This is a genomic window from uncultured Cyclobacterium sp. (genome assembly GCF_963976465.1).
Classification (GTDB): Bacteria; Bacteroidota; Bacteroidia; order Cytophagales; family Cyclobacteriaceae; genus Cyclobacterium.
In genome coordinates, this window is sequence record NZ_CAXBOC010000402.1 from 1 (window position 1) to 5505 (window position 5505).

Sequence of the window (5505 nt, forward strand, 5' to 3'; positions counted from 1 at the left end):
GGTTATTTTATCGTTAAATTTTAAACCATATTTCGATAATTAACAGGTATTTCCTTCGAAACACGCTTAAAAGTTATTACAATTATTTTTAATACTGATAAAACTAAAAAAATAAGTTTTTATTATTTTACAGCAATGGGTAAGAAATTTCACCTGCTTTCAAATATACAAGTCGATATTTGTAATTAATTTGAGCAAAATCACAGATTAATACTCCAATTAAGATGATATTTTTAACTATTTAAAGGTAAAAATTGATTTTACTCTTAAACTCCTAATATTTCACCAATTAGCTTATGCTTCCGGGCTAATAAATAAAAAATGGTTAAAAGACGTCTTCTGGAGGTGGGCCACGTCCAGTGAATAATTCGGTTTTTTCACAGTCAAAAACTCCTGTTTTTTAGGAGTAAAATCTTTAAAAAAACGTAGAATTAGGAGAGCAAACAATATATAAAATAGGTTAATTTTAAACCTATTTTACAACTTATATCACCTATACACAAAATAGAGGTTAAATATCCAACGATAAAATATTTATTTTCTCCTTTTAATTATTTTTTCGATTAAAAATAAACCAATTCAAATATTTAAATTTTCAACCTTAATGATAACAAAATCCCTCAGTTTTACTGGGAAGGATTGATGCTTCCCATAGGCTAAATTACAATTGAAATAGAATGAGGCATCCATAAATATTAAGGCTTTTTTCAAAAAGTCACTTGTACATAAATTACCATTCAAAAATGGTATGGTTTTCTTATTCTGGTTTAAAAACCACCGAACAACCCGTTTCATTCAAGTCAACCTTAGATTTGATCTAAGGAGGCTTCGACTGAATAAAGGCATTGTAATTTCAAATTAATAAAGAAGCTCATCCTCACTTACTAATAGAAGAGGGTTTAAAATAGTAAGGATCTTTTCACCTCATCTAAATATAATCCTAGCACATGGGGAAATAAAAGTAATTGATAAGTCATCTATTTTTCTCACATCATTTAGCTCTACCAAAACAACTTGTTTTGGTAGAGCTAATAGAATCTATCGAAGTAATTAACGACCAAAAGTAACCCCTAAATTAATTCCGGAGCCCCATCCTGTATTTCCTGCAGAAGAGTATTCCGCCATAATCCCAAAATTCTTTTTGTCCCCGGGATACCATCTGGTTCCCAATACTATTCCAAGCTTGTTATGATTAAGAAACGAACCATAACTGTGACCAATGGTTGGCCAATATTGACCAAATGTAAAGCCAAAATAGGGTTCCAACCCGGCAACACTTATGTCGTCGCCAGATAACTCTTCAACCGCTTGAAAGGCATAGCCCACAGCTCTTAGGGTCAAGCCTAAAGCCACCCAAGTTTCATCTGTATAGGTAGGCTTTCTTAAATCTGCTCCTACTGCTACCCCCACACTCATAAAGTTGGCTATGCCACGTTCAACATATAAGGCCACGGGGGGAATTGTTGCACCTACCAAGCCCTTGCCTCCAAAAGTTGGATCTACAGCCAGGGTGTAAAACGTACCATCTTTTTCAGTTTGCGCATTAACTTTCTCGTTCAATGCCACTGTGCTAATAAATAGCAAAAGTATTAAGATTTTGTTGTTGTAATTTCTCATAATTAGTTAATTTTAGTTGAGTATGGGTTTTGGAAATACATTTAAGATTAAAGCTTTATATTTTTTACAAAAAACAATGTAATGACCTCGTTGTCATGTAAATGCTCCAGGTTTGTAATCAAATGTATGGTTAAGTGAATAAGGTCCGAATTTTAATTCGCGAATGGTGGCTAATTATTCGTGAAGGCACGGCTCCATAGTGTGAGAAAGAAACACCTCCTAAACTAGTAAATTCATTCACCTTAAATACCAATATTAGCCTTTATTAATTCTGCTTGTTTGAACATCCTTGAACAAACAATTGCCTTAGGAATCCTCCATAAACGCTTCTACTCAAGATAAAAAATGTACAAGAAGAGCATAATCGGGACAGGTGAAGGCTTACCTATAATCTGATCAAATTTATCCAAACTATTCTTGCCTAGCTTGGGTAAGGTGTGGCAAAAAAATAACTCCCCAGCCAATGGTTTAAATGGATTGGCTCTTATAGTGACGCAAATTGATTCGGGTATCTGATGTTGTCTAGATAAGAATCCAACCGGCGAGATGGCGCTACTATTAATTTAACATCCTTTAATTTAGGTTTTGGCATATATTGAAACCCAAAAGATTAGACTAGAATTGCTTCACAATAGTAATTTAGCTCCCTGTAAAAAGAACCTTTTTTATTCACCTATATTTTTCTAAATTAAACCCTATTAAATAACCACTTAACAATGAAATGCAAAGAAATCAGATTACCCCAGGATCTTGACAAATCTTTTATCGTTTTTAGAGAGAAAGGACAATATATTCCTTGTCCATGGCATTTTCATCCTGAATACGAATTGGTGTTGGTTTTAAAAAGTACCGGAAAAAGAATGGTGGGAGACCATATCGGTGAATTTCAAACAGGAGATTTGGTTTTAGTCGGCCCCTATTTACCTCATGTGTGGTCCAATGATCCAATCTATGTTAATGGACAGGCAAATGAAGAGGCCGATGCACTAGTCATCCAATTCAAAGAAGATTTTCTGGGTGGTGAATTCCTCAATCTTCCTGAAATGGAACCTTTTAGAAACTTTCAAAAGCTATCAAGGCAAGGAATGTCCTTTTATGGCGCAACTAAGGAGTTAATCAATCCTCTGATCATAGAAATGATCCATATGAATGGGATCCAAAGGTTATCTAATTTGCTATCTATATTTGATATCCTTGCACATACAGATGAGTATGAATTACTGGCTAGCCCGGTATATGTAGCTCAATTGGATCCACCTGACACGGACATGGTTTAAACAATTTTAATCGAGATATTAGCCTGGCCGAAGTGGCATCTATTGCCAACATGGCAGTTTCCACATTTTGCATTTTTTTTAAGGATCAATACCGGATTACATTTGTTGAGTATTTAAACTCAATTCGAGTTGGTCATGCCTGCAAATTGCTAATGGAACAAAATCATAGTATTTTGGAAGTGGCTTATAAAAGTGGGTTCAACAACCTGGCTAATTTTAATAGGCAGTTTAAAAAATTTAAATCCATGACTCCAACTCAATTTAAGAAAACAGTGAAGGTGTCAGAAATAGCCTAGTAATAATTATTTCACTTTATGGTTTATTGGTACAAAGTAAAACCTGAGAAATTATCCATTGGGATTTTATTGTTCGATTTTCTTACCTAGGCAAATTCGAAAACCATCTCTAGAGTCTGAATAATGCGTACTTTGAAGCCCTAGCCTAACTGCAGACCTGGCGTTACCCGGTACATCGTAATAATTACCTCCACGACAAACGGGTTTATAATTTTGGTGAACGGAATAGAACTCTTCATGCCCACCTTTTGGATCAAAGTGATCTAAGACAATTTCCCAAACATTTCCTAACATGTCTGCCAAGCCAAATCCATTTCTTCCCTTCTCACCAAAATGATCTACCGGAGACAGGAAAGAAAAACCATCACTCCATGGCACTTTAGCCAAAGGCCATGTTTTATTTCTTCCCGGTAAAAAATCCACACTTGAAATATTTAAACGTCCCTCACCATCTCTGAGCTCATTCCCCCACCAATAATAAGTACTCTCTTCAATTCCCCCACGACAAGCATAGGCCCATTCTGCCTCTGTGGGCAGCCTGTATTCCATTCCCACCGGAAGTCTGCCAGCTGCTCTTTCCTTTTCTGTCAACCATTCTCCAAAAGCATTTGCATCATTCCAACTCACACATACTACCGGATAGTCCTCCCTTAGTGGAAATCCAAAATTTGGATCTCTCCAACTTTTATCTCCTGCTTTTATCCATGGATGAGGTGGTGCTAAACCTGATATTTTCCACTCCGGATCAAAAACCTGGGTCATTCCCCCCTCTTTTTCTGCATCAGTAATGTATCCACTTTCTTTTATAAATTGCCGAAATTGGCCTACTGAAACTTCTGTCCTGCCCATCCAGAATGGATTTTTCACTTCCATGGGTCGAGGGTGTTCCCCCTCATATGATTCTCGTTCTGTACCTGCAGTTGCTCCTCCTTCAGGACCTGTGGCCCAGGCCTTTTCTTCCGGTGTGCTTCCCATTAGAAATTTACCTTCTGGAATATATACCACCTCAAGTGAAACAGAATTGCCTAAATTAATTATTTTCGATTTTTGATCAGCGCTGCTTGATCCCAATTTGTTGGAAATTATATAGTCTAACCCCATTTGTGCATAGGATAAAGAATAATCAGAAAGACCCAATAAAAATCCTATAATAGAATAAACAAGTAACCTTTTCATAGATGATATATTTAATCCGAAATACGTGAGACAACCTATTAAGCATTCAATTATAAAACCCGACCTTAAGTACTGGATTACATTAACATTAAAGATGAATTAGCAACTTCTTCATCAAAGCCAGTCCCTTACAAATGTAAATTTATCACTTGTAAATAATTCTAGTAAACCGGTTCCCATTGATATTCCTACCTAGCTATTTCTGGAAAACCATTTTTTTAATTGAGTTTCAGGTGTAAGCCCTTGATTCAGGGCAAGACGCATCCATGCATAATAAATTATTCCCGTTGTTACCATTCCATTGATTAATGAAATGAAAAACTCCTGACTAAAATACCCCACCAAAAATCCTACAATCCAAGCCAAAAAAGCTGCAGGGTTGATGACCATATCCGGATTCCCTTCAGGATTGTCATAGATCTTTCTTTTCTCGGGGAAAAGCCAATAATCAATGATTACTGTCATGGCGATGGGGCCTAACACCCAGGATAAAAACTGAAGGAAGAAGTTGAATATCTGATCAGGACCATACCAGGCAAAAAATAAAGCTATACACCATGATATTAGCAACACCAGCTTTCTATTTTTCTCTTCTGTTTTATACTTTGGCATAGGGGGAGCAGACATCATATTGGCACCGAAATAAATTGCAGCCATGGCGGTGGACCATGATCCAAGGAAAATTGCAAGAAATGAAATCTCTAACAATCCAAATTCATCCATTATCAGAAAAATATTCCACTCTCCTGTCGCAAGTGCTCCCAGCGTGGCACCGATATATTGAAAAACCATCATTATCCCATAGGTCAAAAACAACCCTATGGCTGCCTGCTTTCCATTTTTATAGAACCTGGTAAAATCAGAAATTACTGTATTCGCATGTAACCAACCACCGGCAGCGGCGGTAAAAACAATCAATGAAGAAGCAGTGGCTGTGGGAGATTTTTCAATAATTGCCATTAAGCCTCCCCCTGCATCTAAGGCTCCCCAAACTGTAACTATTAATATAAACACGATGGCAGGTACAGCCATATAATTCACATAGGCGATCCATTTCATGGTTTTGTAAGCAGGAATAAGGAATAAAATGGCCATTAATAGCGTAATTCCATAGAAGAGCACCGAAGTCTCACTGCTTA

The 5505-nt window shown here is 36.6% G+C and carries 5 protein-coding genes; 2 read left to right on the forward strand and 3 right to left on the reverse strand.

From position 1 onward, the window contains the following. Window positions 1–1050 precede the first annotated feature (1050 nt). Window positions 1051–1617 carry a hypothetical protein gene (locus AAC037_RS18885; RefSeq protein ID WP_339904781.1) on the reverse strand — a complete coding sequence of 189 codons (567 nt, stop codon included), beginning with the start codon at window positions 1615–1617 and terminating at the stop codon, window positions 1051–1053. A 716-nt stretch (window positions 1618–2333) separates the two neighbouring features. Here AAC037_RS18885 and AAC037_RS18890 point away from each other — a divergent pair. Both AAC037_RS18890 and AAC037_RS18895 read left to right on the forward strand, forming a co-directional pair. Then, window positions 2334–2894, forward strand: a complete 561-nt coding sequence (locus AAC037_RS18890) for a cupin domain-containing protein (RefSeq protein WP_339904782.1) — start codon at window positions 2334–2336, stop codon at window positions 2892–2894. Window positions 2895–2944: 50 nt separating this feature from the next. Continuing rightward, a complete protein-coding gene (locus AAC037_RS18895) occupies window positions 2945–3190 on the forward strand; it encodes an AraC family transcriptional regulator (protein ID WP_339904788.1) in 246 nt (81 codons plus the stop codon). 66 nt (window positions 3191–3256) lie between these two features. On the opposite strand, the gene AAC037_RS18900 is transcribed toward AAC037_RS18895, so the two are convergent. Beyond that, the gene (locus AAC037_RS18900; RefSeq protein ID WP_339904784.1) at window positions 3257–4366 is read right to left on the reverse strand and encodes an SUMF1/EgtB/PvdO family nonheme iron enzyme; all 1110 of its coding nucleotides are present in this window, start codon (window positions 4364–4366) and stop codon (window positions 3257–3259) included. A gap of 192 nt (window positions 4367–4558) precedes the next feature. Further along, window positions 4559–5505: cytosine permease (locus AAC037_RS18905; RefSeq protein WP_339904786.1), on the reverse strand; the 947-nt coding region annotated here is incomplete at its 5' end.

Coding starts and splice junctions, on each gene's coding strand:
- AAC037_RS18885 (WP_339904781.1), bottom strand. CDS start 1,617: ATGAGAAATTACAACAACAAAATCTTAATACTTTTGCTATTTATTAGC.
- AAC037_RS18890 (WP_339904782.1), top strand. CDS start 2,334: ATGAAATGCAAAGAAATCAGATTACCCCAGGATCTTGACAAATCTTTT.
- AAC037_RS18895 (WP_339904788.1), top strand. CDS start 2,945: ATGGCAGTTTCCACATTTTGCATTTTTTTTAAGGATCAATACCGGATT.
- AAC037_RS18900 (WP_339904784.1), bottom strand. CDS start 4,366: ATGAAAAGGTTACTTGTTTATTCTATTATAGGATTTTTATTGGGTCTT.